1 protein-coding gene is annotated in these 1,374 nt (G+C 62.4%); it reads right to left on the bottom strand.

Annotated elements, in window-relative coordinates; translation table 11 throughout:
• Window positions 1-1,374 (bottom strand): Calx-beta domain-containing protein (locus ACFOET_RS05475; RefSeq protein ID WP_379020391.1); only part of this gene is annotated, 1,374 nt, incomplete at both ends.

Genomic DNA, 1,374 nt, shown 5'->3' with positions numbered 1-1,374 from the left:
CGATGAAGAGGCCCCCGTAAGGGTCATCACCACCGTCTCGGGGCCTTCGATGATCCCGTCGTCATAGGCCTCGACATTTATCAAAATCGCGTTATCGCCCGCGGGAATCACCGCCGTGATCACCGTGCCCGGGCCCAGCTCATAATCGTTGCCCGCGCCGCGCGTGGCCGTGCCACTCATCGCGAAGTTCACCGTGATGTCTTCCGAGGCCACGGAACCTTCCGGAAGTGCAATCCGGTACTGGCCCATAGCGCCGCCTTCTACCGCATCCGACACGCGCGTTACCAGAATCACGCTCGAATTGCTGTTATAATCATCGTCGGCAATGGTCACCGTCGCCGAAGAGGCGCCTGCGGCAGCCGTGTAGGCATACCGCCCGTCGTCGCCCCCGCTGATCTCCAGCACGACCGTCTCGGAAGGCTCGATGATCGCGTCGTCCAGCACATCCACCGGAACCGTCATGCTGTTCTGACCCGCAGGGATCACCAGCGCGCCCGTAATCGCCGTGTAATCCGCGCCAGCCGTAGCCGTACCGCTTATGGTGTAGCTCACCGCGATGTCCGCCGCGGATGTAACGCCCGCAGGCAGGCTGATGGTGAACTCGCCGTTGGTCGCTGGCTCGGCCGCATCCGGCACGCTGGCCATGACCGACAGCACCAGGTTGGCCGGGGTCGCGTCGTCATCCGCGATGGTCACCGTCGCTTCGGCAGCTGCAGCACTCGGAGTTAACGTAAAGCTCGCCGAGCTGCCGCCGGTGAGCGTAAGCACCACCGTCTCGTCCCCTTCGATGATCTTATCGTCCAGCACATCGACCGGAAGCAGTACGCTGTTCTGGCCTGCAACCAGCACCGCCGAAGCCGGAAGGGCCACATAATCCGTCGCGGCAGCGGCAGTACCTCCAATGGTGTAGTTTATCTGAATATTTTCCGAAGCCGTGATACCGGCAGGCAGGTTGATCCGGAATGCCCCGTTGGTAGCGGGTTCTGCCGCATTCAGCACCGTCTGAACGCTCAGCTCCCGGTTGGCAGCGGTATTATCGTCATCAGTGATAATGACCGTGGCTTCACCGCTCGCTCCGGCCGTGAAGGTGAAGCTGGCCGAGCTGCCGCCCGTGATGGTCATCACCACCGTCTCATCCGTTTCGATGATATTGTCATCCAGCACCACCACCGGTACCGTCACGCCGTTCTGACCCGCAGGGATCACCACCGCTCCCGTGATCGCCGTGTAGTCGGCGTCGGCAGTAGCCGTGCCGGCCACCGTATAGTTTACCGTGATGTCTTCCGTCGAGGTCGCCCCCGCAGGAAGGCTGACCGTGAACTCCCCGTCCGTGCCCGGCTCCGCACCGTCAGCCGAAGCGATGATGTTCAGTTC

This window comes from Parapedobacter deserti, assembly GCF_042646065.1.
In the GTDB taxonomy this organism is placed as follows: domain Bacteria; phylum Bacteroidota; class Bacteroidia; order Sphingobacteriales; family Sphingobacteriaceae; genus Parapedobacter; species Parapedobacter deserti.
The sequence above is the reverse complement of the archived record's forward strand: the minus strand, read 5'-3'. Positions and strand labels throughout refer to the sequence as shown.